Below are 26,549 nucleotides of genomic sequence, written 5' to 3'. Positions count from 1 at the left end.
AAGGCTGGTTAGTGGTCGCCTGCCTGACGCCGCAACAAGTCATCGACGGCGCGGATGGCGAGGGGATATCCGTCGGCGCCCATGCCGCAAATTACCGCATTGGCCACCCCAGACATGATCGAATGGCGGTGCAGTTCGTCCCGTGCATGGATGTTCGACAGGTGCAGTTCAATCAGCGGTGTGTCGAGCAGCTTTAGCGCATCCAGTACCGGAATCGAGTGGAACGACAGTCCGGCCGGGTTGATGATGACGGCCGCGCCTTGCTCGAACGCCTGTTGAATCCAGTCGACCATCACGCCTTCGTGGTTGGTTTGGCGAAAGTCGCAGATCAGGTCAAGTTCCGCGGCCAGTGTTTCACTGCGTTGGCGGACCTGCTCAAGGGTGGTGTGGCCGTAAATGTGCGGTTCACGGCGACCGAGCAGGTTGAGGTTGGGGCCGTTGAGGATGAAAACGGTGCGGTTCATGGTTGTCCTGCTGCGTTATTTGGAAAGAAGGGCGGTGGCGCGGGTGTCGAGGGTGTCGTCACTGGCGACGGCGTTGAGGTCAATGCCGCGGGTTTCCGGGCCGATGACAATCATCGCCAGGGAGATCAGGTTGATGACCGCGCACAAGGTCACCAGCGGCCACGGCGAGTTGTTCGACTGGCTCATCAGCCATACAGCGATCATCGGTATCGGCCCACCAATCACCAGGTTGGCGCCGGTGTAAGCCAGTGCCGAACCCGAATAGCGCACCTGGGTCGGGAACGCCTCAGCAAAAGCCACAGGCTGGATCCCGCTCTGGAACTGGGTGAAACCCAGAAACAGCCCCATGATTGCCATGATGGCTGGAACGTTCAGCGTGTTGAGGATCGGGAAGTACACGAACAGGATCAGCAGGGTCATGCATGAACCCAGCGCCAAGGCCTTTTTTCGGCCCCAGCGATCAGACAGATATCCGCCGGCCAGCGCACCGAAAATCGCGCAGACGTTCGCCACCATCAGTGACATGAAACCCGTCGACTGGCTGAAGCCCAAGTGCTTGGTCAGGTAGCTGAGGGAGAAAATCACGATCAGATAGAACAGCGCAGCGGGCGAGCAGAAAAACAGCATCAGACGCAGGATGGTTTTGTAGTGGCTGCCGACCGCGGATTTGAGCGGGCTTTTTTCCTGTTTGACCGGGGTGTTTTTCAAGGCTACGAAAGCCGGAGTCTCATCGACTTTCAGGCGGATGAAAATCGCCACCACGACCAGTACGAAGCTCATCAGGAAAGGAATTCGCCAGCCAAAGCTTTCGAATTGCTCGCTTGAAAGGCTCGCGGCCAGGCCCATCAACACACCATTGGCCAATATCTGGCTGAGCGGGGAGCACAAGCCGAGCATGCCGGAATAGCGCCCGCGGCGATCAGGTGAGGCGTGTTCCAGCGCCATCAGTTGTGCACCGGTGGACTCGCCGCCCAGCGCAAAGCCTTGAACGATCCGCAGCAACACCAGCAGGATCGGCGCCCAGATGCCCACTTGAGCGTAGGTGGGCAACAAACCCATCAGCACCGAAGCCAGACCCATCATGGTCACGGTGGCCAGCATCAGGTTACGGCGGCCGAGTTTGTCACCCAGGTAGCCACAGGTAATAGCGCCCAATGGCCGCGCGGCCAGGCCGACACCGAACGTTGCCAACGACGCGAGCAGGCCGGCAGTCGGCTCCATGGCCGGGAAAAACAACTTGGGCAAAATGGTCGCGGACATCGCGCCATACAGTGTGAAGTCAAACCACTCCAGGGCCGTGCCGATGGTCGCAGCGGTCACCGCTTTGCGCGGCATGCGCGAATCATGAGTCTCGTGACTGATTGTGCTCATAAGGGTGCTCATCATTATTTTTATAGTGTCGGGATGCCCGGACGATTCTGCGCAGTAACGACGCAATGGGCAGGAATCGTCGAGGTGGCTAGACGTTAGCGCATCCTGCTTGCAGAATAATTATCGAAATCACGACAAATAGATAAGCCGACCTTATGAGTAGCGAGTATGGAACTGCGTCACCTGAAAGCCTTTGTCGTTGCCGCTGACCTGCAGCACTTCAGTCGCGCGGCTGAACAGTTGGGTGTTGCACAGCCGGCACTGAGCCAGTTAATGCGAACCCTCGAGTCCGAACTGGGCTTGGCATTGTTCCGGCGGGAAAACCGTGGCGTCGCGTTGACCGCTGCCGGCGAGGCATTTCTGCCCCATGCGCGGCAGTCCATCGAATCCAGTGAACTGGCGATTGCTGCTGCACGGCGAGCGCGCCGTGGTGAGGTGGGCGAGATCAACATCGGCTATCACTCGGCGCTGTTCGAGGCCAATTTGCCGCAGTTGCTGCGGCATTACTTCAGCACCTTCCCGGAAGTCAAAGTGTCGCTGGTGGACGCCGGTATTCGCGCGCAGTTCGACATGTTGCTCGACCACAAGCTTGACCTGGCCTTCGCCCGGGTTTTCAAGGACCACCTGCCGGATCGCCTGCGCACCCATCATTTCAGTCAATCGAGGCTGGTGCTGCTGATGCCGGACAACCATGACATGGCGGACAGTTTTACCGGCGAACTGGCGACGCTGCGCCATGAGAAATTCGTGTTCCTGCAGGACAGCGCCGGCATCGGCCTGACCTCACACACCCTCCAGGCGTGCCGGCAGAACCAGTTGCACCCCGAGAACATCATGCACGTGCCGTCGCTGATGAGCATTCCGGGGCTGGTGGCGGCCGGCATCGGCCTGAGCATCGTCCCGGAAACGATGACGCGGTTGACCATGCCGGGCATACGCATCGTACCGCTGGCGCAAGCGGAAATGGTCAGCGAGCTTTCGCTGATTTCGCGCATTGATGAAAGGTCCAGCGCGGTGCTGCACTTCATTGAAGAGGCGCAGGGGTGGGGGTGAAATGCGCTGTTCATAGATCATCACGCGTTGTCAGTCACCGACAGGGTGAGTAAGCTGCCCCCATGAATCAGCCATCCCTCTCTACCTCCTCGCCGAGCACTCGCGGCCCCGCCGAACACGACATTCGTGACCAGATTGTCGCCGCGGCCAACGAGCATTTCAGCCAATACGGCTACGGTAAAACCACGGTTTCCGACTTGGCCAAGGCCATCGGTTTTTCCAAGGCCTATATCTACAAATTCTTTGATTCCAAGCAGGCAATTGGCGAGGCCATTTGCGCCAACTGTCTGGGGCAAATCGCTGCAGCAGTCGAACAAGCGATTAACGCAGAAGCGCTTTCAGCGACCGAGCGTTTGCGCAGGTTGGTCAAAACTGTGATCGCCACGGGTGTGGACCTGTTCTTCAACGATCGCAAGCTCTACGACATCGCGGCGTTTTCCGCATCGGAGCGCTGGAACAGCGCCCAGGTGTATGAGGCGCAGATCAAGGGCTTTATCCTCGATATCGTGCGTCAAGGTCGAGAAGCGGGGGAGTTCGAGCGCAAGACGCCGTTGGACGAGACCGTCGAAGCGATCAATCTGGCGTTGCGACCTTTCGTCAACCCGCTGCTGCTGCAACACAATCTGGATCTGATCGAGCAAGCGCCCACGCTGACTACAAACCTCATCCTGCGCAGCCTCATGCCTTGACCCATCGCTGAGCACGGTTTCCAGGCGATTCGAGTCAAACGACATCCCCCCATTACGTTTCCTGACCACCGGCACATCAGTGCCGGGAGGGCGTCGAATTTAGCTCGTCGTGACCATTGACTGAATTGGTCACATGGATAATATGGCTGCGCTGTAGTGCTCGATGTTCTATTCCAGTGATCTCCATAGAGTCCCGATAATGAAAAAAACAATGCTCAAGAGCCCCGTGGGCCTAGCCGTCGTGCTTGCGTCTTCCAATGTGTTTGCCGGTGGCTTTGCACTCAACGAACAAAGCATCAGCGGGATGGGCTCCGGTTTTGCCGGGCGATCTTCATCAGCCGAAGACGCCAGTACGATCTACGGCAACCCGGCGGGCATGGCGCGGCTTAAACGAGAGCAGGTCAGCGTGGGCGCGGCGACGCTGTTCGCCAAGTCAGATATCAGCCGCACGCGCAGTACGTTCGGCGGCAATGAAGATGGCGACATGGTGCCGACGACCACAGTGCCGATGGGGTATTACGTCAAACCCATTGATGACCACTGGGCATTCGGCGTCGGATTTTATGTACCGTTCGGGCTGATCACCGACTACGGCAGTGGCTTTGCCGGACGCTATTACGCCAACAAGAGCGAAGTCACCACGCTGACTTTCCAGCCGACCATCAGCTACGCCTTTAACGAAAAAGTCTCGATCGGTTTCGGTCCGACCATTAACCGTATCAGCGGCGAGATATCGGGCATGGTCCCCAATCCGCTCAGCCCGGGGCGTAATGACGGCAAGCTGAAAAGCACGGGCGATGACACCGCGCTGGGCTTCAACGCTGGCGTGCTGGTGCAGGCGACAGACCAGACTCGCTTGGGGCTGACCTATCACTCCAAGGTCAGCTACCACCTGGATGCGAAAACCAAGGTCACCGATGGCATTTTCAGCGTGCTGGGTGTCAGCGGCCGCAGCTATGACGCGTCGCTGGACGTGGACACGCCGGAGTCGGTGGACGTTTCGGTCACGCATCAATTCAATAACGACTGGACGCTTTATGTCGGCAGTACCTGGACGCGCTGGAGCCGCTTCAAGGAACTGACGATCGAGAACAGTGGCTTGCCGCCGTTGCTGAGTGGCCAATTGGGCACGATCAGCGAAGAGCAGAACTGGCATGACACTTGGGCTCACGCGATCGGTGCAGCCTATCAATTGAATAACCAATGGGTGCTGCGCGCCGGTTTCTCGGTTGATCAGTCACCGGCCAACAACACCAATCGGGGGCCGCGCATTCCGACGGGCGACCGCAAGGTGCTCAGCTTCGGTGCCGGCTGGACGCCCGTGGAAAATGTCACGATCGACCTGGCTTATTCCTACCTTTGGGAGGAGAGCGTCGAGGTCAACGACACCTCGGCATCGAGAGGTGCCTACAGTGCCAGATACAAGAACAGTGCGAGCGGATTCGGCACTTCGGTGAGCTACCGTTTTTAGTCAGGCCTGTCGGTCGATTCATGGTTCGATCTCGCAGGTGGTCAGGATGCAGGCTGTGACTATTGACGATATTGGTCACAAGACTGAGAATATGATGATCATCCTATTCCTCAGTAAGTGAACCTATGCGCCGGCTCCGACTTTTCCCCATTGCCGCATGCTTGTTGCCTCTTGCACTGACCGCCTGTGGCGAATCTTCCAGTGTTGCAGATCCCCGTACACAGGCGCCGCTGGTCAGATCCGCTGCGGTACAAGCGTCACCTGACATCGCTCGTTCTTTCACCGGTGTCGTGGCGGCGCGCGTTCAGGGCGACCTGGGGTTTCGCGTATCGGGCAAGGTGCTCGAACGCCTGGTTGATACAGGACAGGCCGTGAAGCAAGGGCAGCCGCTGATGCGTCTCGACCCGAGTGACCTCGGACTGCAAGCGCGGGCGCAGCAGGCGGAGGTCATAGCTGCTCGTGCTCGCGCCAAACAGACAGCCGACGACGAGGCTCGCTATCGCAAACTGGTCGGCGTTGGCGCCATTTCGGCATCAGCCTACGACCAGTACAGAGCCGCTGCGGAGACTGCAAAGGCGCAGCTCAATGCCGCGCAAGCGCAAGCCGACGTGGCCCGCAATGCGTCGGGTTATGCGCTGCTGGTCGCTGATGCGGACGGCGTAGTGGTGGAAACACTCGCCGAACCTGGACAAGTCGTCAGCCCGGGACAACCGGTGGTTCGACTGGCGCGCGCAGGTCAGCGCGAAGCCATCGTGCATCTGCCCGAAACCCTGCGCCCGGCTGCCGGCGCCACCGCGCAAGCCAGCCTCTACGGGGTCAATTCAGCGGCGGTGACGGCAAAACTGCGGCTGCTTTCAGATTCGGCAGACCGCACAACGCGCACGTTCGAGGCGCGCTATGTGCTCGAGGGGCCTCTGGCCAACGCGCCGATCGGTGCGACCGTGACCCTCAGAATTGCCGAGGGCGCCACCCAGACACAGGCATTACAAGTCCCCATCGCAGCGATTTACGACCCGGGCAAAGGCCCCGGTGTGTGGGTCATCGCCGGGACGCCGGCAACCGTGAGCTGGCGAGCGGTTCAGGTGTTGGGGTTGAGCGATGATTCGGCCCGCATCGCCGGAGACCTCACTGCTGGTGAGCAGGTTGTAGCGTTGGGCGCCCATCTGCTGCGCGATGGCGAAGAGGTGCGATTACCGCAACAGAGCGAAGCCAGCGTTGCCGGGAGTCGTCCATGAGCCAGGGGCGATTCAACCTGTCCGCCATCGCCGTTCGCGAGCGGGCGATCACCGTGTTCCTCATTTTCCTGATTGCCGTTGCCGGGACGTTGTCGTTCTTTCAATTGGGGCGTGCGGAGGATCCACCGTTTACGGTCAAGCAGTTGACCGTGATTACCGCGTGGCCCGGCGCGACGGCGCAAGAGATGCAGGATCAGGTCGCAGAACCCCTTGAAAAGCGCCTGCAAGAACTCAAGTGGTACGACCGCTCGGAAACCTACACCCGACCTGGACTGGCGTTCACGATGGTGTCGTTGCTCGACAGCACGCCGCCCGCGCAAGTGCAGGAAGAGTTCTATCAAGCACGCAAGAAACTCGACGATGAAGCCATCAGGTTGCCGGCCGGTGTGATCGGGCCGATGGTCAACGATGAGTTTTCCGACGTGACCTTCGCGCTGTTCGCCTTGAAAGCCAAAGGCGAGCCGCAGCGTTTGCTGGTGCGTGATGCGGAAGCCATGCGCCAGCGTCTGCTGCATGTACCGGGGGTGAAGAAGGTCAACATCATCGGTGAGCAAGCCGAGCGCATCTACGTTTCGTTTTCCCATGACCGCTTGGCGACCCTCGGCCTGTCACCGCAGGACATCTTTGCCGCGCTGAACAGTCAGAACGTGCTGACGCCCGCCGGCTCCATCGAAACCAACGGGCCACAGGTTTTTCTGCGTCTCGACGGTGCCTTCGACAAGGTGCAGAAAATTCGCGACACGCCGGTCTCCGTGCAGGGGCGCACACTCAAGCTCTCTGATGTAGCGACGGTCGAACGCGGTTATGAAGATCCGGCGACTTTTTTTGTGCGCAATAACGGTGAAGACGCGCTGCTGCTGGGTGTGGTGATGCGCGAGGGCTGGAACGGTCTGGATCTGGGCAAGGCGCTGGATGCGGAGACCGCGAGGATCAATGCAGAAATGCCATTGGGCATGACCCTCGCCAAAGTCACCGACCAGGCAGTGAATATCGACTCGGCGGTCGGCGAGTTCATGGTCAAGTTTTTTGTCGCGCTGCTGGTGGTCATGCTCGTGTGTTTTCTCAGCATGGGCTGGCGGGTGGGGGTGGTGGTCGCTGCAGCTGTGCCGTTGACCCTGGCGATCGTGTTCGTGGTGATGGCCGCCACCGGCAAGAACTTTGATCGCATCACACTCGGGTCATTGATCCTCGCGCTCGGGCTGTTGGTCGATGACGCGATCATCGCCATTGAAATGATGGTGGTGAAAATGGAGGAGGGCTACGACCGCATCAAGGCGTCCGCGTATGCCTGGAGCCATACGGCGGCGCCGATGCTGTCCGGTACGCTGGTGACCGCAATCGGTTTCTTGCCGAACGGTTTTGCCCAGTCCACCGCCGGCGAGTACACCAGCAACATGTTCTGGATCGTCGGCATCGCGCTGATCGCGTCTTGGGTTGTCGCGGTGGCGTTCACCCCGTATCTGGGCGTGAAGTTGTTGCCGGACATCAAGAAGGTCGAAGGTGGCCACACGGCGATCTACAACACGCCGAATTACAACCGTTTCCGCCGGCTGCTGACCGCGGTGATCGCGCGCAAATGGCTGGTGGCGGGCACGGTGGTCACGCTGTTTTTCGTCGCCGTGCCAGGCATGGGGCTGGTGAAGAAGCAGTTCTTCCCGACCTCCGACCGCCCCGAGGTGATGATCGAGGTGCAGATGCCCTACGGGACTTCGATCGAGCAGACCAGCGCCGCGGCCGCCAAGGTTGAGGCTTGGTTGCACAAGCAGGACGAGGCAAAAATCGTCACGGCCTATATCGGCCAGGGTGCGCCACGTTTCTTTCTGGCGATGGCGCCGGAATTACCTGATCCTTCGTTCGCCAAAATCGTGGTGCTGACGGACAGTCAGGACGCACGCGAAACCCTCAAGTTCCGACTGCGCGAAGCAGTTGCTGAAGGCCTCGCGTCGGAGGCTCGTGTGCGGGCAACGCAAATTGTCTTTGGCCCTTATTCGCCGTTTCCGGTTGCCTACCGGGTGATGGGCCCTGATTCGGCGAAGCTGCGCGATATCGCCGAGCAGGTACGCGGCGTGCTGCAAGACAGCCCGATGATGAGAACGGTGAACACTGACTGGGGACCGCTGACCCCGACCTTGCATTTCAGTCTCGATCAGGACCGTCTGCAGGCAGTGGGGCTGACCTCGAATGCGGTCGCCCAGCAACTGCAGTTTCTGCTGAGCGGAGTACCGATTACGGCGGTGCGCGAGGATATTCGTTCTGTGCAGGTCGTCGGGCGTGCCGCCGGTAATATCCGGCTCGACCCGGCGCAGATCAAAGGTTTCACCTTGGTCGGCGCGACGGGGCAACGCATCCCGTTGTCGCAGATCGGCGAGGTCGATGTGCGCATGGAGGATCCGATTCTGCGGCGCCGTGATCGCACGCCAACCATCACCGTGCGTGGAGACATTGCCGAAGGCTTGCAGCCACCGGATGTTTCGAGTGCGATCCTCAAGCAGTTGCAGCCGATCATCGAAACACTGCCTTCCGGTTACCGGATCGAGCAGGCGGGTGCCATCGAGGAGTCCGGCAAAGCGGGCAAGGCAATCTTGCCCCTGCTGCCGATCATGATCGCCATGACGTTGCTCATCATCATTGTGCAGGTTCGTTCGATCGCGGCGATGATCATGGTCTTCCTCACTTCGCCGTTAGGCTTGATAGGTGTGGTGCCGACGCTGCTGATCTTCAATCAGCCGTTTGGCATCAATGCGCTGGTCGGGTTGATTGCGTTGTCGGGGATCCTGATGCGCAATACGCTGATTCTGATCGGGCAGATCCACCACAACACACAGGAAGGACTGGACCCGTTCCACGCCGTGGTCGAAGCCACGGTGCAACGTGCGCGGCCGGTACTGCTGACGGCAATGGCGGCCATCCTGGCGTTTATTCCCCTGACACACTCGGTGTTCTGGGGCACGCTGGCCTACACCCTGATCGGCGGCACGTTCGTCGGCACTATCATGACGCTGGTGTTTCTGCCGGCGATGTATTCCATCTGGTTCAAGATCCGCCCTGAGCACCAGGCTCAGACTGAAACAGTCAAACTGGCCTGAAATCGAGGCCCGCTTTCGCGGGCCTCTTTGTCCCCCCGTCAAAGCGTGGTGATCTGCCCGTTGCGATCCAGTTCATACACCTTGTTGCCCTGCAATTTCTCCTTCAACCACCGCTCGGCCTTACCCAGCGGCCGCTGCCGCGCCCAGAGCAAATCGACACCAATCTGCCAGTCGGTATGCGGATACGCCGAGAGCTGCAGTTCCACCAGCTCACCCTTGGCCAGTTCACGCTGAACGAGCTGGCGGGGCAGGGTGGCCCAGCCGAGCCCGGCGCGGACCATTTCCAGTAACGCCAGATAGCTTTCCGCTTGCCACAACTGGGTCGAGCGCAGGTATTCGCTGCTTGGCAGTTTGCTTGCGTGGGCGCTGAAGGCCAGGCGGCGATGGACGTGCAGGTCGTCGAAGGTGACGTTGTCGAGTTGCGCCAATGGATGATCGGGGTGGCAGACGTGGAGCATGATCAGTTTGCCCAGTTGCTGGAACGCCAATTCCTTGGGATAGCCAGGCTGCGAAAAGGCCACGCCGAGTACCGCTTCACCGCTGCTGACCAGTTCGCTGACGTCGCCGTAAACGGGGTGGCGGATGATCAGGTCGACAAAGGGGAACGCGGCCTCGAAGGCTTTGAGCACCGGCATGATCGGGCCGTACGGCGTTTCAATGGCGAGCGTCAGGCTGGTTTCGACGTTGTCCGAAAGGCAATCGGCGTGGGCTTCGAAGGTCATGCAGCGTTCGAGCACGGCTTCGGCCTGCACCAGCAATTTGTGGCCGCTGGCGGTGAGGGCAGGGCTGCGGTTGCTGCGGTCGAACAGGTCGACGCCAAGGTCGGTTTCGAGGTTGGCAATCGCCGCACTGATAGTCGATTGGGTCTTGCCCAGTTGGCGCCCGGCGGCGGAAAACGATCCGCTTTTGACCACTTGGACGAACATCAACAGTTGATCGAGTGAGAAGCGCAAGCGGTGAACTCCCGGGTCGAAAATAAAGGTTTGGAGCGGCTAACGAATGCCTGATTGTGCCATCGAAAAAAGCGATGGTTGCTAATTTGTTTCATCGTAATAAACGTTCAACTATGGCCCCGCGTCAAACGATCTCCGGGGTGGATCTGACTTTCAAACGCCCCTGAGCATGCCCGCGATCTCAACAGATGCCGCACCTTCAGGAGCGTGTGAAATGACGACACAACGCATTCATCCGGTGGACGAGGTTTTGCCACTGCGACAGTTGTTCACGTTTGGCTTGCAGCATGTGCTGGTGATGTACGCGGGAGCGGTGGCGGTGCCGCTGATTCTCGGCAGTGCGATGGGGCTGACTTCGGCGCAGGTGGTGTTGCTGATCAACGCCAACCTGTTGACCTCGGGTGTGGCGACGTTGATTCAAACCCTCGGTTTCTGGAAGTTCGGCGCGCGGCTGCCGCTGATTCAGGGCTGCTCGTTCATTGCTCTGGCGCCGATGATCATGATCGGCAAGGAATTCGGTCTCGGTCAGATTTTCGGTGCGGTGATCGCCGCTGGCTTTATCACCATTGCGCTGGCGCCGGTGTTCAGCCGCTTGCTGCGTTTTTTTCCACCGGTGGTGATTGGCAGTCTGATCACCATTATCGGCATCTCGCTGATGCCGGCAGCGGCGATCTGGCTGGGCGGCGGCAATCCCGACTCGGCGGATTTCGGCAATCCCGCGAACTTGTTGCTGGGCCTGGCCACGGTCAGCGTGACGCTGGTGATCTACGCCAAATTCAAGGGTTTCATCGGCAACCTCAGCGTGCTGATTGGCTTGTTCGTCGGCAGCCTGATCGCCGCGGCTTGCGGTATGACTCACTTCAATCAGGTCAGCGAAGCCGCGTGGTTTGAGCTGAGTGCGCCGATGGCCTTCGGCGCCCCGGAATTCGCGCCGGTGCCGATTCTGATCATGACCCTGGCGATGCTGGTGATCATGGCCGAGACCACCGGCAACTGCCTGGCGATCGGCAAACTGACCGGCAGACCGACCACGCAACAAACCCTCGGCAACGCATTTCGCGCCGACGGTTTATCGACCATGCTCGGTGGTTTGTTCAACAGCTTTCCCTACAACGCCTTCACTCAGAACACCGGTTTGATCGCGCTTTCCAACGTGAAAAGCCGCTTCGTCGTCGCTGCGGCCGGGGCAATCATGGTGCTGATGGGCCTGTTCCCGAAACTCGGTGCGTTGATCGCCGCCGTGCCGACGCCTGTGCTCGGTGGCTGCGCGATCGTGATGTTCGGCATGACCACGGTGGCGGGGATTCAGGAATTGTCACGGGTGCAATTCGAAGGGACGCGCAACGGCATCATCGTCGCCGTATCGGTGAGCGTCGGCGTGCTACCGATGTCGTTTCCGGCATTGTTCGAACACGTCGGCCCGACCCTGAAACTGGTGCTCGACAGCGGGATTTTCCTCGGCGCAATCACCGCCATCGTCCTCAACGTCCTGCTCAACAACGACAAAAAATCGACCGAAACCCTCGGCGCTGAACTGGCCGACTGACTTTTGTTTTCCACTGCCCAGGAGTTACCCATGAATCAATTCACTCAGCTCATTCCGGCCGGCGTCAGCGCGCTTGATCTGACCTTGCTGCGCCAGACCATCGCCTTGTCCGAGGCATCGAAGCAACGCGGCCGCCATCCATTCGCGGCATTGGTGGCCGACCGCAACGGCAAGGTGATTGTCGAAGCGGGAAACAACTCGATGCCGCCGGAAGGCGATCCGACGCAGCACGCGGAGTTGGTAGCAGCCGCCGCAGCGGCAAAATTGCTGTCACCGCAAGAGCTGGAACTGTGCACGCTGTACACCAGCGCCGAACCTTGCTGCATGTGCGCCGGCGCGGTGTACTGGACCGGCATCGGGCGGGTGGTTTATGCCTTGTCGGAGCATGCGTTACTGGGATTGACCGGTGACCATCCGGAGAACCCGACGTTCTCCTTGCCGTGCCGCGAGGTGTTCGCCAAGGGGCAGCGCAAGGTCAGTGTGTTGGGGCCGATGCTGGAGGGGGAGGCGGCTGAGCCGCACAAGGGTTTTTGGTCGTAACCGCTTTGAAACGAAGCGCGAGTGGTGTGAGGTTGCGCTATCCAGAGACTTAAGAGCACTTGCTCGCCGAGAGGGAGAAGTGCGAAGTTTTGGAACTGCCAGCCCTCGGCCGATGCCGAATGCGTAACCAGAACGAGGGCAAAGCAATGACTGAAGAAACAGCACAATTTCCAGAGGAAGAAGTACCGGATCAATCGACGCCTGCGCATTCCACAGAGGAAGAGCAAAAGCGCCTTAAAGATTTTAACAAGGAAGGCATCCCGCCCGGCAGCTGCTGATGGGTAGGCACTGGCGCGGGCCACGTACCTTCGGCTCGTCGTGCGACGCGCCATGAGGCGTTGGCCCGTGCCAGTGCGGCCATCGGCGGGGATTTCAAGCGTGTGTGTCAACGCTGAGTGTCATTTGGATCAATGTTGCCTGCAGCGCGTGGAGGTTGCCAGCGCATACAGAAATCTGATTTTGAATCTCGATTGTTCTTTGCGCCTTCTCTTCTTCTGGCATATTCATTCTTTCGGTTTTAGCCAGCTCAGCTTTGCGAGTTGCAAGTTGTTGCTGGATCTCGGCAATTTGTTTTTTTATGAGCTCGACTGCACTAATCGGCTGTTTGACCGTATTAACTCCTTCTTCGCTGGAATCAATTCTAAACTTGTCGTCGCTTGTGGTTTTCTTCGTGAGTGATAGATGGGTTTGCGAATCTGATTTTATGTGTTGGTTGTCCTCTGGTTTTTTCTTATAGGTGGTTACGCTGATTGCGCTGATTTTTGGCATGGCTAATTCTCTTGGCTTTCTCGCCGATAGGGCGGTGGGGCTATTGATCTCACACGGTTGCGCGGGAGTGCTCACTACGCCTTTTATGGTAATGAGCCTTCTGTGTATGGATATAGGAATTGTCTTGTTTTTATGCGCCATGGTTAGACGCGCAGAAACGACAAGGCTCTGAATAAATCAGAGCCTTGATGTTTAAGACTGACGAATTGAACGTGTTATTTCGATGCGTCTACGCTGGTTGAGCAAGAAAGCCGGTAATGCTCATAGTTCAAATCCTTCAGTCGTTCTGGAAGCTTGTAAGGGGCGGGGCAACTTTTACCCTGCCACTTGATTGTAATGATGCCTTGATCTTTGGTAACAAGCGCTAACGCCTTGCCGGTGGGGTCAGAAAGTGCCAGTTGTTTACCATCGGCGTCCATCAAAACCGCTCCGAATGGGAGGGGTTTGCCCTCGGCATCGTAGAGTTCGAACTGGATCCGCCTCCCTTTGCTGCCTTCAAAGCGCGCGAGCACGACTGAACCTCGTCTCGGTACGAGTTGTTGAGTGGCGTTGTCCAACTCGATTTCACCGCCGAGATTGCGTGTATCCAACGTCACCCAGTTCACGCGATAGGGCTGTGCATTTGGAACGACGGCATAGCCGTTGAGGCCGGTTTTCACGCCGGAGTAGCTGCTGACTTCTACCCCTGACATGCCAGGCACCGCCACCAGTGCGAATGTTTCGCCCACGGTCTGGCCCATGTTGATGCCCCCCGCGTGGGCCACGATCGATCCGGCCGCGCTCAGGTTCTGTGATTCATAACCGCTGCCTCGGCTGTAGCCCAATCCCAGATCACCCATCGCTGTACGTGTACTCAAGCTAAGCGAGCCGGAGCGGTCACCTTGCACACTGCGCCCGGTCTGTACGGAATAGTAGGTGTCACTGTCTTCAGTCAGATAACCATTAATCCCGGCTTGTGTACTGGTGCCGGTATTCTGATGATTGCTGGAAATATAGGCGCGAGGTGCGCGAGGTGTCGATCCGAGCGGGAATGAGATCGAAACGCTCAGTTGGGTGTCGTGAGTGGTGTCACCGCGTGCGCCGAACTCTTCGGTTTTACTCAAACTGATGTTGTAGTTCAGGTCGCGCCAATTATTGTTGTAACCGGCAGAAAAGCTGCGCGAGCCACCGCGATCCCAATAGCGCTGATCACTGGCATTCAAGTACAGCGAGCCGTACTGGCGCGCTTCGCCCAGGGTCTGGTTGACCGTGAGGTCGGTACGGGTTTTGGCGTTACCTGCGCGCCGCGTAGCGCCGGTGCTGGTGTCCTGAACGTGGTCGGTCAGCGTGCGGTAACCCTCGGTCGAATAACGATAGGCAGCGAGGGTGAAGCTGGTATCGGTACCGGTGAAGGTCTTCGCATAGAGCGCGCGTACGCTGCTGCCCTGGGTCGTTTTGCCGAATGCCTTGCTGGACGATTGCGTGACGTCCAGTGACATCGCGCCAATCGAAGTGTTCTTCGCCGCACCGACGGAAAGCGCCTTGAAACCGTTGCTGGCCTGAATGCCGGCAATGCCTGTCAGGTTGCTGGTCAAACCGTAGGCGAAAGTGCCGCCCAGGAAGGCCGGCTTGTCGTAGCCCTCGCTGTTGTTGTTGAACTTGCCGCTCGACAGGCTGTACTTCAATTGACCCTCACGCACCATCGTCGGCAAGGCGGAGAAGGCCTGCCGGGTGACCTTGCGCCGACCATCCGCCTCGACAATGGTGATCTCCAGATCGCCATTGGAACCCGATGGATAGATATCACTGATCTCGAACGGCCCCGGCGGCACGTTGGTGGTGTAAAGAATGTAGTTATCCTGGCGGACCTCGATCTTCGCATTGGTTTCAGCCACGCCACGAATGATCGGCGCGTAGCCGCGCTCGCTGTCTGCACGCATGCCCTCATCAGAGGCCACCTTGACCCCTTGATAGCGCACGCTGTCGAACAGGTCTGAGTCGGAAAAGATTTCACCCGCGCTCAGTTGCCCCTTGATCGCCGTGAGGTCGCGCTGGATGAACGTGCGATTGCTGACAAACCGATTGGGCCGGCCGGTGGCACTGCTGAGGTTGGACTCGTTGCGCAAACGCCAGGCACCGAAGTTGATGCCGTTGCGCAGCCCCAGATTATTGGAGATTTGCGTCGAGTAATCGGTTTTGCTGCGGGTGCTGCTCAACTGATAGTTGATGAACCCGGCGGCCACGCCATCGTCCCAAAGTTCTGGGTCAACATAGCCGCGCATGCCACGCGCCATCGCAACCTGCGGCACGCTGATATTGAGGCGCAGGCGGTTGGCGTCAAAACTGATACTGGCTTGCTCGATCATCGACGCAAGATCGTAGTGATCGGCAGGCCGTTGCTCATCAACCAGACCTTGCTCACGCAGTTTGCGCATGTCCACACCCAGCTGCTGTAACAATTCCAGGGTGATACGTGGCTCGACTTTGCCGTTGAGCGGGTTGGCCGCGAAATCAACGTCGCGACGACCGACCAGCGTGCCGTTGCTGAACACGTCAACGCGATATCGGCCTGGCAGAACGCTGTTGGCATTCAACAAGGGTTGCAGATCGACCGCCGATGAACCTTCCAGAAACAAGGTATTGAACGCCTCACCCGCTACCGCGGCGGGGGCTTCGGCACCCATGGCGAATCCACAAATGGCCATATTGATGGCAAAGCACAATGGATGCAGGCAGCCCAACGCCGTTTTGTTTTTATGGCGCGCAACGTGATGCTTTACACAACTTGAAGATGTGTGGTGTTGGGAGGAAAACATGCAATTTGCCTTATCAGTCCGTGTTGCTTCAACCGGAGTCCGGAACTCGTAAATAGCTTGTAAATTGGCGGGGTGGGGCGGGGAAGTTATTGGGCGGATGCATCTTTCAAGCGCTCGGCATGACTTTCGGTAGCGCTGAGTGGTGCATCGAATCGTTGTTGTGCGCCGTAATCGTTAATGGCTGAAAACGTCAGACGCGGAGATCCAGGTGGCAACTCTTTCAAGTTGAATGAACGAACTTCGCCCGGAACGATCATTGTCGAATCAATCACCAACTCTGCTTTTTTTCCTGCAGCGACTTTCAGGTCGGCCAGCGATACGTGGTAATTACTTTGATTTTTTACTTTCAGTACCGACTTGCCAGCTTGCGTGACCAATTGCCATACAAGTTGCACCGGCGCTTGCGCGGCGTCACCGGTGAGTCCGTTCGGGCGGAAAAAAACCTTGATGCGCTGACGCACCGCCAGTTGCAGGGTATTGACATCGGCAGCGCTGGCCTGAGGGATTTCCTGCACGTTCAGCCACACCACCGACTCTTTGTCCGCAGGCATGCCGCGGCCTTCATACAGAATCCTCAACAGTTGCTGTTGATTGGGTTCGAGTCGGGCCAGCGGTGGAGTCACCGCAAATGGCGGCGCGCTGCCAGCCGTGTCGCCGGCATCCAGCCACGATTGCGCGAGGATGGTTTGCCCGCCGTTGCGCACGGTGACGTTTGCCTCTTTGTGCGCGCCATCGAAGATGATCCGGGTGGAACTCAAGGAGATGCTGGCGAATGCCGAGTGCGTCATCAACAACCCGGCAAGCCCCAGGCAGAGCGGAAAATAGCGACTTAACATAGTTTTCACCGATTGATCTGGTCGGGAAGGACGAGGCACAGCGGCCCCGTCCAGGTATTACGCGCTGCTTATTCGTATTCGAGAACGAACGGCAGAGTGGCGTTACCGGTACCTGCAGTAGCGGTGGTCTTGTCGCCGGTGGTGACGTAAGCGGCTGCGAACGACAGGGTGCCGTCGCCGCCAGTGGTGCCGTCGCCGGTCAGGCTGGTCTGTACTTTGGCTGTGGCTTCGGAGCTCAGGTCGATCAACTGGCCGTTGCTGTCCAGCAGCGCGATACCTACGCCTTTGGCCGCATCAGTGCCTTGCAGCTTGAGCACTTTCTTGCCATCAACCAGGCCCGAACCGCCGTTGACGGTTGGTTTGAACAGCATCGACACCTTGGTGCCGGCGTTGCAGTTCACTTTCAGGTTGAAATCGTTGGCAGCCACGCGACCAGCACCCGGAGCAGAATCGGTGCCCATGTCTTTGATCGATACGCTGCCCATGTCCACGGCGATCATCTTGTCGTTACCCGAAGCGCCATCTACCGAGCACGCATCATTGTTGATGACGCCGGTGAAGCTGATTTGACCGCTGCCGCCCTTGACGGCTTTAGCGGCTTCTTCAGCCAGTGCACCAGTGGAGGCAGCCAGCACGGAAAGAGTGAGTACTGCGAAAGCGAACTTTTTCATGTTTATATCCGAAGTTATTGTGAAGTGCTGCATTTGAAATGCCCGGCCATCTTAGGTCGGTGATGGTGGCGGGTCTTTGAGATTTGTCTTAAAGCGTGGCAAGTTCGAGCAAGTCAGTAACATCGGAAGTGCGTATTTATATTTTCAGTCAATTGTATGACGGATCAAATGAGACAATTCTCAAAGTCGCACGGGTTCTATTTGGTTAGTATTCGCGGATGCAGAAATTCTCAGTCAATGCAAAGTTTGTCAGTGTTCTTTCTGCTTGAAAGATAATTCAGATGTTTTGCTATTAATGACTGATAGAAAGAGGTTCCCGGTTTGTGAACACGCTTCGTATATTGGTATTGGAAGATCACGCCTTCCAGCGCACGGCTGCGGTCAGCGCGCTTAATAGTCTGGGTTACAAAAATATCTTTCAGGCGGCTGACGGCAAGGATGCGCTGGCTGTGATATCCCAGGCAGGGGGCGTGGACATTGCGTTGTGTGACTTGAGCATGGCGGGGATGGATGGTTTGACCTTTTTGCGCCTGGCGAGAGAGGCCGGATTGATTCGCGCAGTGATCATCTGCAGTTCATTGCCTGAAGACTTGTTGCGCACGGTTGATCGAATTGTCACGTTGCAGGGCCTGGAATTGCTCGGCAGTGTCGCAAAGCCGTTGATGGTCGATGTGCTGGCGCCATTGCTGGCGCGCTATCGGCCGCACAGCCAGGTCGATGCCAAAGTGGCGGAAAGTCATCTGGATCAGCCTTCGGAGAACGAAGTGCTCGAAGCGATACGTCGGCAGGAATTTCGCGCGTACTTCCAGCCCAAGTTCCATCTGCGCAGTGGTGAGGTGGATGGCGCCGAGGTCCTGGTGCGCTGGCAAAGCCCCAGTCGCGGGCTACTTTCACCGGGTATGTTCCTGCCAACGATCGAGCGTTGCGGGCTGCTCGACGAAATGTTTTTCAGCCTGCTCACGCAAGGACTGAGTCTGCAGCGTTTTGTGCAGTCCCACGGCAAGCCGTTCAAGCTGGCATTCAATCTCGACGTGACGCAGATGGCCAACCCGAATCTTGTCGACCGGATCAAGGCACTGTTGCGCATACACGGCGCCTCGCCAGCCGGGCTCATATTCGAGCTGACGGAAACCGGTCTGCTGCAGATGCCCGAGATCAGCATGGAAAACATGGTGCGTCTGCGCATGCTCGGCTTCAGCCTGGCGATCGATGATTTCGGTGTCGGCTATTCTTCGCTGGAGCGACTGTGTCAGATGCCGTTCAACGAAATCAAACTCGACGCCGGCTTCGTGCAGAATTTCCAGCAGGCTCGCTACAGTGCGGTCATCCACGGTGCTCTGGCCCTGGCGCGCGAACTGGACATGCGTGTGGTGGCAGAAGGCATTGAAACCGCAGACCAGGTTCATCACCTGGCTCGACTCGGTTGCCAATGGGGGCAGGGTTTCTTCTATGCCCGACCCATGAATTGGGCGCACCTGGTCGATTGGCGTTTCGAGGGTCAAAAGTCGTCCTGGCGCCGCGCAATAGGCACGTCGGACGTTTAATGAGCGCACGCGGTCTGACTTTTGGGACAAAGCCCTATTTCGTCACATCTTCAAAACAATCATCATGTGCCGAGAAATCAATCAGATGCACCTGAAAGCTTCGGTGATGCCCGGGATCTGCTGCGGTTGCCAAGTGCTGATGATCCTTCAACCCTCCTCATCATGGAGCTGCTCATGCATTGGTCAGTCGTGAATCCGTTACGCGTTGCCATCCTTGATGATCACTCGCTCATACGTCTGGCGATGAAATCGCGGCTGACGCGCGAAGCCGAGTTCAGTGTCGTGGGCGTGTACGGGAGCAGTGCGCAGTTGCTCGCTGGATTGCGCGAGATCGACATCGACCTGCTGATACTCGACTACAAGCTGCACGATGGCGAACTGGACGGGCTTAATCTGATTCGCCTGCTGCGCAAGCAATATCCGGGCATGCGCATCCTCGTTTCATCCTCTGAAGAGCGCCCGGCGGTGGTGAACATGGCGATCGGAGCGGGCGTCAGCGGATTCTTCGGCAAGTCCCAGCCAGTCGATGATCTGATCACGGGTATCCGCTGCGCAGCGTCCGGCCAGTTGTACCTGTCGCCGGCAATGGCCTTCGAACTTGATGTGCTGCCTGCGTCGGTCGATGAGCCTGCTGGTGCCAGTGATGACGGCGCGGCGCACAGCGACGATTTCCTGAGCAATCCTTTGCTGTCGCCGAAAGAAAAAGAAGTCTTGCGCTGCTGCCTCGAGGGTATGGGGGTGACGCAGATCGCTTTGAAGTTCTCCCGAAGTCGCAAAACCATCAGTGGGCAAAAACAGGCCGCTTTCAAAAAGCTTGGCATTCGTGGTGATGCAGAGCTGTTCAAGTTGCAGCACAGCCTGACAGCCGATAACCAGGGATAACACGCTTATGTTTCATCTGTTGCGCGGTGTTTTGCTAGTCAGTGTGCTTTTCGTAGTCGGTAGCGGGTCGTTGTGGGCAGCAGAGCCGCGCACTCTGCAGGTTTTCGGTCGATCAGACTGCAAGGAGGTGCAGGTCGATCTGGGCAATGAAGACTGGAGTTGGCTACGGCAGAAACGCAGTCTCGTATTGGGATCGGCGCTTCCGGATTTCCCGCCTTATGTCATGACCGCCAGCGGTACGCGTTACGAGGGAATTGCCGCCGACATCGCCTGCATTATCGGTCAGGCCCTGCATGTCGAAGTTACTGTCAAGGCATATCCCGACCGTCGCGATGCCATGGCGGCGCTTGAGCGCGGCGACATCGACATGTTGGGCAGCTCCAACAGTTTCGAGTTGATCGACGGCCTCGTCACGCTCAGCAAACCTTATGTCGAAGACGTGCCGGCAATGTTCATGCGCGGCGATGATCGGCGACCGATGCCTGCCAATCTGGCCGGTTTGCGTATTGCGGTTGCCGACGATTACCTGCCATCCAGTCAGCTGCATGGCTTGTATCCCAACGCCGAGTTCGTACTCTTCCCATCCAACGAGTTGGCACTGGCTGCGCTGGCGTTTGGCAAAGTCGATCTGTTTCTGGGCGACACGGTGTCCAGCAACTATCTGATCAACCTCAACTACTTCAATTATGTGCGCCTGCACTCTTTCGTCAAAACGCAAACCAACGGTTTCAGCTTTGCCCTGCGCCGAGGTAATGATCAACTGCTGCGTCTGATCGACTCGGTCATCGAGTCGATGGGTGAGGGCAAGATAGCCGAAATCACCAAGCGCTGGTCCGGTGGCGGCGGGGCACTGACACCCAAACGTATCGATCTGACACCCGGCGAAGCACGCTGGCTTGAGCTGCACCCGGTCGCGCGGTTCGTCATCAATGACGATCAGGCGCCATTTGCGTTCTTTGATGGCGATGGCAATTTTGGCGGGATCGGCGCCGATCTGCTGGAACTGATTCAGCGGCGCACCGGTTTGCAGATCGATGTGAAGCGCACCGACAGTTTTTCCAGCTTGAGCACCCGCCTGCTGGATGGCAGCGCCGATATCTCGTTGCTGACGCCAACCGTCTCCCGTGAAGTCGGTATGCGTTTCACCCATCCGTTCCTCGCCAGTCCCTTTGTGATCGTCACCGCCAAGGACGCAGGCGCGCCGTCAAGCCTGCAGGAGCTACGCGGCAAGCGTGTCGCCGTCCCCGAGAGTTCGGCGGAGCGTGAGCTGCTCAAGGATTATCCCGACATTGAAATTGTCGACAGCGAAACAGTGCTGGGTGCGCTGGCTGACGTGAAGGATGGCCGAGCGGACGCGATGATTACCACGCTGCACGGTGCGCGCTACTACATCGCTCACATCTACAGTGACAGTTTGCGCATCTCCAACATCGTCGGCATGAACAAGGGTTTCCTCGCCTTCGCCGCCCGACGTGCAGATACCGAACTGGTCAGCATTCTGAACAAGGCTCTGCTGAGCATTCCACCCGATGAGCTGGACGTGATTCTCAACCGTTGGCGCCCCATTGCTGCGTTCTCGGGCTTGTCATGGCGCGATTACAAGACGTTGATCTACCAGATCAGCGCTGGCGCTTTCTTGATTATCCTCGGGTCGCTGGCGTGGAATTTCTATATCCGCCGGCAGATCCGCGAGCGCAGTCGGGCAGAGCGCTTGCTCGGCGATCAACTGAAGTTCATGGGGGCGCTGATCAACGGCACGCCGCATCCCATTTACGTTCGCGATCGGGAAGGTCGGCTTGTCACCTGCAATAACAATTATCTGCAGACGTTTGGCCTGTTGGAAAAGGACGTGATTGGCAAGACCGTGCTCGAAAGCGGCAAGCGCAATCGCCAGGAAGCGTTGCAATTTCACGATGACTATCTGCGCGTCATCGAGCGGGACGAACCTTACGAGGTGGATCGCACACTGCATGTCGGTGATACGCGGCTGATCATTTATCACTGGATCCAGCCGTATCACGACACGACGGGGGAAGTCAGAGGCGTGATCTGCGGCTGGATCGACATCAGCGAACGCCGCGAACTGATCGAGGAGTTGCGTTCGGCGAAAGAACTGGCCGATGAGTCGAGCCGTGCCAAAACCACGTTCCTGGCGACCATGAGCCACGAGATCCGTACGCCGATGAGTGCTGTAATCGGCATGCTCGAACTCACTCTCAAGCGTGCCGAGCAGGGCCACTTCGATCGACCGGCGATTGAAGTGGCCTACGACTCGGCGAAAGGCCTGCTGGAGCTGATCGGCGATATCCTCGATGTGGTTCGCATCGAGTCTGGGCATGTCAGTCTTTCGCCGAAACGTGCCAACCTGCGCGAGCTGGTCGAATCCGTGGCGCGAGTGTTCGACGGCCTGGCCAGGCAGAAGAGTCTGGTATTGAAGCTCGACATCGACGCCACTGTCGGCTGTGACGTACTGGTTGATCCGATGCGCTTCCAGCAGGTGCTCTCGAACCTGGTGGGCAACGCCATCAAGTTTACCGATACCGGGCATGTCAGCGTCTCGATTCGCGGCCAACGCCTTGCTGACGAACGTTTGCAAGTCGACCTCAAAGTCGAAGACACCGGCATCGGTATTTCCAGTGCTGATCTGCAGAACCTGTTCCAGCCGTTTTCGCAAGCCAATCACGGCCCCTCGAACCGGGGCGGCACCGGTCTGGGATTGGCGATTTCACGTTCGTTGTGCGAGTTGATGGGCGGGCGGCTGAACATCACCAGTACGCTGGGCAAAGGCACCTGCCTGGAAGTGTCGCTGTTCTTCAATATCCTCAGTCCGCTCGGCGGCAAGGTGCTGCCTGTTTCGGTTGTCCAGGACAAGCCAGTGCCGACGCTGCGGATTCTGGTAGTGGACGACCAGAGCGCCAACCGTTTGTTGCTGACGCAGCAGCTCAGTTTTCTTGGCCAGGCGGTGCGTGATGCTGCCGATGGTGCCCAGGCATTGGCGTTGTGGCGCTCGGAGCCGTTCGACATTGTGATCACGGACTGCAACATGCCGGTCATGAACGGCTATGAACTGGCCCGCACCATTCGCCAGGACGAACGCGGTAGTGGTGAAGCGCCGTGTATCGTGCTGGGCTTCACAGCCAACGCGCAGCCGGAAGAAAAAGTGAAATGCCGAGAGGCGGGGATGGATGACTGTCTGTTCAAACCGATCAGCCTCAGCACCTTGTCGACCCTGCTTGCCGGCTGGGAAAAGAACGTCGAAACCGAGCCAGTGGAAAGCCCGCCTGCGGCGGGTATCAAGGAGCTGGGATCGATTCGCGAGCGGCTGAACGAGCTCACCGGAGGCGATCTCGACATGATGAAAGAACTGCTGCGCGAGGCGCTGTCGAGTTGTGAGAAGGATCTGGAGGAACTGCATTCGCTGATACCCGAAAGCGATCCCGGGTTGTTGGCTGACCTGGCACATCGGATCAAGGGCGCGGCGCGCATTGTCGCCGAGCATCAGGTCATCGAGGCGTGTAACGAGCTTGAGGCCGAGTGCGAAGCGCCGGTCATCGATCCACTGGATATCAATCGCAGCGCGTTGAAGCTGGAGCATGCACAGGCTGATCTGATCAAGAAAATCAAACGGGTCGAGCTGTAACCGTATTGGCGCAGGGCTCTGCTGACTGGCCTTGCATTGAAGGGGGATGCTAAAGATCATTTTGCAACGGGCGATACCTTGGTTAATAACCATGGAGTTTCGCGATGATCATTCGACGTCCTTTATTGATTGCCTGTCTCTGCCTGCTGGGTTTTGACACCGTCAGTGCGGCCCAGTCTGCACCCGTCAGCGGAGTGATTCGCTTCAGCGGACAGATCGTCGAGGCAAGTTGCATGGCGAGTGGCGCCAGCCGTGCTTCTGCTTCTGTCGAGCTGCTTGATTGTCCGCAGGCGAGCACTGGTCAGATGTTCTCGGTGACCAACGTCAGTGCGACAGGGCGGGGTGAGCCGCGCCAGCAAGTGTTCGTGAGGATGATTGCCGATACCCACGAGCAGGAAAAATATTACGACCAGCGTTTGCTGCTCACGGACAACAAGGGCCATCAGATAACGACTGGCAATTACGTCGTGACGCTGACGCTGCCTTGATGGACTGAGAAAGAATGAGTTTGCGCCTCTTGTTTCAAGGTTACTGACAACAAGGGGCGTTAATAATGAGAATTGTCTGGTTCGTACACAACCGTCCCGCGCTTCTGGCATTGCGCCGCTCGCCACCGTTGCAAACCCCTCCCTCCAAAGACTTTGACCCAGGCCTGGCCGCGCTAGCGCGGGCTTGTCATCAAGGTGTGGTTTTCGTTCAGCGATCCCCGCGGTCATTTTGAGACAAGTCTCATATCGGACAGGTTAGCCCTTGGTTATTTTCTTGAAAGGAAGAATGGAGCTGCCAAAGGTGTCCGATGTTTCTTGAAAATAACCGAAGTCGATCCTTGCGGATCCTGATCGCCGATAACGACGTGCGTAGAGGTCTGTCGATTGAACAACAGTTCAACAAGCTGGGCTGTCTCAGCGTAGTGAATGTCTGTACTTATCGTGACCTGAGAGTACTGACGTATTACTGCCCCCAACGGCTAAGCCTGGTCGTCGTCAATGCTGAGTTGCTCAACGAGATGGCGATGGATCCGCTCGATTTTTTTGGGGAAAACCCGCTGATTCGTCACCTGCTGATTTTCAACCCCAGTGATGATCATCAGTGGTCGAAGACCTTCTTCAACCCGCATCCGCAACGCTGGATGCGTCTGGTCTCGAAAATCAATCTGCCGCGATTGGCGGATTTTCTGATGCTGGCCGACCCGACGCTCAAGGAACTGGCGGAGCCGGCCTCATCCGACTCCACGCTTCCTTCAGGTGCAAACCGCTAGCTGTTGCGCCTTCGCGCGGTAATCCGCTTGTGCTTTGAGGTGCTATTGCCCAGCGCCTGCTGTGCTGCCCACTCGTTTGCCCCATTGTCTTGAATACACTCTAAGGTAAGGCATCATGCTGCTTCGTAAACTCAATCTCGCGCCGCGTTCGGCGCTGTGTTTTGGCTTGTTCTGTCTCATGATTATCGCGATCGGACTGATCGCCTTGCAGCAAGTCGACTTGCTCAACAAGGCAGAGACCTATGTCGAGACGACCATCGTGCCAAGCATCAAGCTGCTCGGCCAACTGGATCGTGAGTTCATCGAAATCAAGGGTAATAACGCCCGCCTGCGCAACCCTATCGAAACCCCTGAGCGTAAGGCTCAGGCCTTGATGGACATTCAGCAGTCGCGTCAACTCATCAAAAATCATCAGCGAGCACTCATTGATCTGCTGGCAACTGACGCTGGGCGTGAGGCCTTCGAGGCGTTCGCCAAAGCACAACAAGTCAATGATCAGGCGCAGGACCAATACCTTGAAACCGTGGCAAAAGGGCAGCTTGAAGCGGCCATTGCGCTGTCAAAGAATCAGATGCGTGCCGCCTCGGACGGCGTGCAGGTCGCGCTCAAAAAGCTGATTGCTCTCAACGAGATCGAAGCATATGAAGCGGGCAAGCAGGCCGACAATGTCTACGAACACACGCTATTGATAGTCAGTGTGTTCATTGTCATTGCCATCGGTGCTTCCTTGGCCCTGGCGGTGTTGTACACGCGCAGCCTGACGGTGCCGATTGCAGGCTCGCTGAGGGTAGCGGAATGCATCGCTGCCAACGATTTGAGCGAAACCATTGCGCTGGATGGTTCCGATGAGGCGGCGCAGATGCTGTCGTCACTGGCGGCGATGCAAACCAGTTTGCGTGATGCGCTGATCATGATCCGTGACTCGTCCACGCAGTTGGCCGAAACCTCGGAAGTCATGCACGGCGTCACCGAAGATATCTCGCGTATCACTCAGCGTCAGAGCCATGAAATCGAAATGGCCGCCACGGCCGTGACGCAAATGAGTGCAGCGGTGGAACAGGTTGCGGACAACGCCGCATCGACCTCGCAACTGACGTCGGAATCAAGCGCCGCAGCCATCGCCGGTAAAACCCGGGTCAGCGAAACGGTTGCGGCAATTAACCTGATGGTTTCCAGCGTGCATAGCACCTCGGCAGAAGTGCAGGCGCTTTCTACGATGGCGAGCGATATCAGCAGCGTGCTGGACGTCATCCGAGAAGTCGCCGAACAAACCAATCTGCTTGCCTTGAACGCAGCGATCGAAGCTGCGCGGGCGGGGGAGGCGGGCCGTGGCTTTGCCGTGGTCGCAGATGAGGTGAGAGGGCTGGCCCAGCGTACGCAGAAATCGACCGAAGACATCGAGTCCATGGTCAGCTCCATTCAATCGGGCACCAGCAGGGCGGTTTCTTCCATGAGCCACACCCGCTCTCAGGCCGAAAGAACGCTCGAGATGGCCAATATCGCCGGCGAAGTGCTGACCGACATCACTGGCTCTCTGAATCTTATCAATGAACGAAACCTGCTGATGGCGACCGCTGCCGAAGAGCAGGCTCAGGTTGCGCGCGAAGTGGATCGCAGCCTGATCAGCATTCGCGACCTGTCTTGCGAAACCGCAGAAGGCTCGAAACAGACGGCGGTTGCATCGGCGGAGCTCTCGCAGTTAGCGGCGTCGCTGAACAAATTGACCAAGGAATTCAAGCTCTGACTG

Annotated in this window: 21 protein-coding genes and 1 pseudogene; 15 read left to right on the top strand and 7 right to left on the bottom strand. The window is 57.9% G+C overall.

Going from position 1 to position 26,549, the window contains the following annotated elements; genetic code table 11:
* Positions 1 to 8: 8 nt before the first annotated feature.
* Together ACI514_RS11085 and ACI514_RS11080 are read right to left on the bottom strand one after the other, a co-directional pair.
* Positions 9 to 464, bottom strand: a complete 456-nt coding sequence (locus ACI514_RS11085) for a type II 3-dehydroquinate dehydratase (RefSeq protein ID WP_405123800.1) — start codon at positions 462 to 464, stop codon at positions 9 to 11.
* Positions 465 to 479: 15 nt separating this feature from the next.
* Positions 480 to 1,835 (bottom strand): MFS transporter, encoded by a 1,356-nt coding sequence (locus ACI514_RS11080; protein ID WP_405123799.1) that lies wholly within the window; start codon positions 1,833 to 1,835, stop codon positions 480 to 482.
* Between the two features lie 168 nt (positions 1,836 to 2,003).
* Between ACI514_RS11080 and ACI514_RS11075 the strand changes: the two genes are divergently transcribed.
* The 5 genes from ACI514_RS11075 to ACI514_RS11055 all read left to right on the top strand — a co-directional run bounded on the left by ACI514_RS11075 (position 2,004) and on the right by ACI514_RS11055 (position 9,369).
* The gene (locus ACI514_RS11075) at positions 2,004 to 2,888 is read left to right on the top strand and encodes a LysR family transcriptional regulator (RefSeq protein ID WP_123449816.1); all 885 of its coding nucleotides are present in this window, start codon (positions 2,004 to 2,006) and stop codon (positions 2,886 to 2,888) included.
* A 62-nt stretch (positions 2,889 to 2,950) separates the two neighbouring features.
* Positions 2,951 to 3,577, top strand: a complete 627-nt coding sequence (locus ACI514_RS11070) for a TetR/AcrR family transcriptional regulator (protein ID WP_405123798.1) — start codon at positions 2,951 to 2,953, stop codon at positions 3,575 to 3,577.
* 199 nt (positions 3,578 to 3,776) lie between these two features.
* On the top strand, positions 3,777 to 5,048 hold the full coding sequence (locus ACI514_RS11065; protein WP_160057810.1) for an OmpP1/FadL family transporter: 1,272 nt from the start codon (positions 3,777 to 3,779) through the stop codon (positions 5,046 to 5,048).
* A gap of 125 nt (positions 5,049 to 5,173) precedes the next feature.
* Positions 5,174 to 6,283, top strand: a complete 1,110-nt coding sequence (locus ACI514_RS11060) for an efflux RND transporter periplasmic adaptor subunit (RefSeq protein ID WP_405123797.1) — start codon at positions 5,174 to 5,176, stop codon at positions 6,281 to 6,283.
* Positions 6,280 to 9,369, top strand: coding sequence for an efflux RND transporter permease subunit (locus tag ACI514_RS11055; protein ID WP_405123796.1), 3,090 nt, complete (start codon positions 6,280 to 6,282; stop codon positions 9,367 to 9,369). Before ACI514_RS11060 ends, ACI514_RS11055 begins: the two co-directional genes overlap by 4 nt.
* Positions 9,370 to 9,407: 38 nt before the next feature.
* Here the strand turns inward: ACI514_RS11055 and ACI514_RS11050 are convergent, their stop codons facing one another.
* The gene (locus tag ACI514_RS11050) at positions 9,408 to 10,322 is read right to left on the bottom strand and encodes a LysR family transcriptional regulator (RefSeq protein ID WP_099759165.1); all 915 of its coding nucleotides are present in this window, start codon (positions 10,320 to 10,322) and stop codon (positions 9,408 to 9,410) included.
* A 214-nt stretch (positions 10,323 to 10,536) separates the two neighbouring features.
* Here ACI514_RS11050 and ACI514_RS11045 point away from each other — a divergent pair, with 214 nt between their 5' ends.
* The 3 genes from ACI514_RS11045 to ACI514_RS11035 all read left to right on the top strand — a co-directional run bounded on the left by ACI514_RS11045 (position 10,537) and on the right by ACI514_RS11035 (position 12,686).
* The gene (locus ACI514_RS11045) at positions 10,537 to 11,868 is read left to right on the top strand and encodes a nucleobase:cation symporter-2 family protein (RefSeq protein WP_405123795.1); all 1,332 of its coding nucleotides are present in this window, start codon (positions 10,537 to 10,539) and stop codon (positions 11,866 to 11,868) included.
* A gap of 30 nt (positions 11,869 to 11,898) precedes the next feature.
* Positions 11,899 to 12,408, top strand: coding sequence for a nucleoside deaminase (locus ACI514_RS11040; RefSeq protein WP_160057814.1), 510 nt, complete (start codon positions 11,899 to 11,901; stop codon positions 12,406 to 12,408).
* Between the two features lie 146 nt (positions 12,409 to 12,554).
* The gene (locus ACI514_RS11035) at positions 12,555 to 12,686 is read left to right on the top strand and encodes a hypothetical protein (RefSeq protein WP_086936038.1); all 132 of its coding nucleotides are present in this window, start codon (positions 12,555 to 12,557) and stop codon (positions 12,684 to 12,686) included.
* Positions 12,687 to 12,780: 94 nt separating this feature from the next.
* Here the strand turns inward: ACI514_RS11035 and ACI514_RS11030 are convergent, their stop codons facing one another.
* The 4 genes from ACI514_RS11030 to ACI514_RS11015 form a co-directional block, all read right to left on the bottom strand.
* Positions 12,781 to 13,176, bottom strand: a complete 396-nt coding sequence (locus ACI514_RS11030) for a hypothetical protein (protein WP_405123794.1) — start codon at positions 13,174 to 13,176, stop codon at positions 12,781 to 12,783.
* Between the two features lie 215 nt (positions 13,177 to 13,391).
* On the bottom strand, positions 13,392 to 15,860 hold the full coding sequence (locus tag ACI514_RS11025; protein WP_405124214.1) for a fimbria/pilus outer membrane usher protein: 2,469 nt from the start codon (positions 15,858 to 15,860) through the stop codon (positions 13,392 to 13,394).
* 197 nt (positions 15,861 to 16,057) lie between these two features.
* Positions 16,058 to 16,807 carry a molecular chaperone gene (locus ACI514_RS11020; protein WP_160060091.1) on the bottom strand — a complete coding sequence of 250 codons (750 nt, stop codon included), beginning with the start codon at positions 16,805 to 16,807 and terminating at the stop codon, positions 16,058 to 16,060.
* Positions 16,808 to 16,875: 68 nt separating this feature from the next.
* Positions 16,876 to 17,478, bottom strand: coding sequence for a fimbrial protein (locus tag ACI514_RS11015; RefSeq protein WP_016986831.1), 603 nt, complete (start codon positions 17,476 to 17,478; stop codon positions 16,876 to 16,878).
* Between the two features lie 323 nt (positions 17,479 to 17,801).
* On the opposite strand from ACI514_RS11015, the gene ACI514_RS11010 reads away from it, so the two are divergent.
* From ACI514_RS11010 to ACI514_RS10980, 7 genes and pseudogenes are all read left to right on the top strand, one after another.
* Positions 17,802 to 19,022 carry an EAL domain-containing protein gene (locus tag ACI514_RS11010; RefSeq protein ID WP_160057817.1) on the top strand — a complete coding sequence of 407 codons (1,221 nt, stop codon included), beginning with the start codon at positions 17,802 to 17,804 and terminating at the stop codon, positions 19,020 to 19,022.
* A 174-nt stretch (positions 19,023 to 19,196) separates the two neighbouring features.
* The gene (locus ACI514_RS11005) at positions 19,197 to 19,904 is read left to right on the top strand and encodes a response regulator transcription factor (RefSeq protein ID WP_160060092.1); all 708 of its coding nucleotides are present in this window, start codon (positions 19,197 to 19,199) and stop codon (positions 19,902 to 19,904) included.
* Positions 19,905 to 19,911: 7 nt separating this feature from the next.
* Positions 19,912 to 23,544, top strand: coding sequence for a transporter substrate-binding domain-containing protein (locus ACI514_RS11000; RefSeq protein ID WP_405123793.1), 3,633 nt, complete (start codon positions 19,912 to 19,914; stop codon positions 23,542 to 23,544).
* Between the two features lie 104 nt (positions 23,545 to 23,648).
* The gene (locus ACI514_RS10995; RefSeq protein WP_016984508.1) at positions 23,649 to 24,032 is read left to right on the top strand and encodes a hypothetical protein; all 384 of its coding nucleotides are present in this window, start codon (positions 23,649 to 23,651) and stop codon (positions 24,030 to 24,032) included.
* Between the two features lie 308 nt (positions 24,033 to 24,340).
* Complete coding sequence (locus tag ACI514_RS10990; protein ID WP_160057819.1) at positions 24,341 to 24,802, top strand: hypothetical protein; 462 nt, start codon at positions 24,341 to 24,343, stop codon at positions 24,800 to 24,802.
* A 115-nt stretch (positions 24,803 to 24,917) separates the two neighbouring features.
* Positions 24,918 to 25,691, top strand: a pseudogene (locus tag ACI514_RS10985) (MCP four helix bundle domain-containing protein); the annotation flags it as partial.
* On the top strand, positions 25,683 to 26,546 hold the full coding sequence (locus ACI514_RS10980) for a methyl-accepting chemotaxis protein (protein ID WP_405124213.1): 864 nt from the start codon (positions 25,683 to 25,685) through the stop codon (positions 26,544 to 26,546). The pseudogene ACI514_RS10985 and the gene ACI514_RS10980, both read left to right, overlap by 9 nt.
* The last annotated feature ends 3 nt before the right edge of the window (positions 26,547 to 26,549 follow it).

Origin of the sequence: Pseudomonas sp. M20 (genome assembly GCF_045037865.1) — a bacterium.
GTDB lineage: Bacteria > Pseudomonadota > Gammaproteobacteria > Pseudomonadales > Pseudomonadaceae > Aquipseudomonas.
Note: the sequence above shows the minus strand (reverse complement) of the source record. Positions and strands in the feature narration are given on the sequence as shown.